1 protein-coding gene is annotated in these 1264 nt (G+C 73.6%); it reads left to right on the top strand.

Annotation, left to right across the window (positions count from 1 at the left end; all coding sequences use genetic code 11):
• Positions 1-1264 (top strand): beta-ketoacyl synthase N-terminal-like domain-containing protein (locus ABZ208_RS39095; RefSeq protein WP_356914198.1); only part of this gene is annotated, 1264 nt, incomplete at both ends.

Here is a 1264-nt window from a genome sequence, read left to right as displayed (position 1 = left end):
CGGCCGACCGGGACGCCCTTGCCGCGGCGCTGGCCAGGACGCAGGTGACGGCCGTCGTGCACACCGCCGGCGTCCTCGACGACGGCGTGATCGCCGCGCTGAACCCGGAGCGCATGGACGCGGTGCTGCGGCCGAAGGTCGACGCCGTGCTGAACCTCCACGAGCTGACGAGCGACCTGTCGGCGTTCGTGGTCTTCTCGTCGGTGTCCGGAATCCTGGGCAGCGCCGGACAGGGCAACTACGCCGCAGCGAACACCTTCCTCGACGCCTTCGCCGAAGCCCGCCGCGCCCAGGGCCTCCCCGCGACCTCCCTGGCGTGGGGCCTGTGGGAGCAGGGCAGCGGCATGGGCGACCGGCTCGACCAGGCGGACCTCACCCGGCTCAAGCGGGTGGGTCTGGCCCCGATAGCCGTTGACGAGGGACTGCGGCTGTTCGACGCGGCGCTGGCCTTGGACCGGTCCACTGTCGCTCCGCTGCGGCTGGACCTCGGCGGCACGCAGGGCACGGTGCCTCCGGTGCTGCGAGGGCTGCGCGGCCCCGTACGGGGCACCGCGCGGCGCACGGCGCAGACCGCGCCGAAGGGATCGCTGGGCCGGCGGCTGGCCGGGCTGCCGGAGGCCGAGCGCGAGCAGGCGGTGCTGGACCTGGTCCGTACCGAGGTCGCCGCTGTGCTCGGGTACGCCTCGGTCCGGGCCGTCCAGCCGGAACACGCCTTCCAGGACGCCGGTTTCGACTCGCTCACCTCGGTGGAACTGCGCAACCGCCTGAACACAGCGACCGGGCTGCGGCTCCCCGCGACCATGGTCTTCGACCACCCGACGCCCGCCGCGCTCTCCCGCTTCCTGCTGGCCGAGACGCTGGGCGTGCAGGAGCAGTCCGAGGCCGCGGTCGCCGCGGTCGCCGGCACGGACGAGCCGATCGCGATCGTGGGCATGGCCTGCCGGTTCCCCGGTGATGTGCGGTCGCCCGAAGACCTGTGGCGCCTCGTCGCGTCCGGCGGCGACGCGATCTCCGGATTCCCCGAGGACCGCGGCTGGGACGTCGAGAACCTCTACGACCCCGACCCCGACCGCTCCGGCAAGTCCTACGTGCGCCACGGCGGCTTCCTCCACGAGGCGGCCGAGTTCGATCCTGCCTTCTTCGGGATCTCGCCGCGTGAGGCGCTGGCAATGGACCCGCAGCAGCGGCTGCTGCTGGAGACGTCGTGGGAGGCGTTCGAGCGGGCCGGCATCGATCCGGCCTCGGTGCGAGGCAGCAGGACCGG

It is taken from the genome of Streptomyces sp. NPDC006208, assembly GCF_040613775.1.
GTDB lineage: Bacteria > Actinomycetota > Actinomycetes > Streptomycetales > Streptomycetaceae > Streptomyces.
Note: the sequence above shows the minus strand (reverse complement) of the source record. Positions and strands in the feature narration are given on the sequence as shown.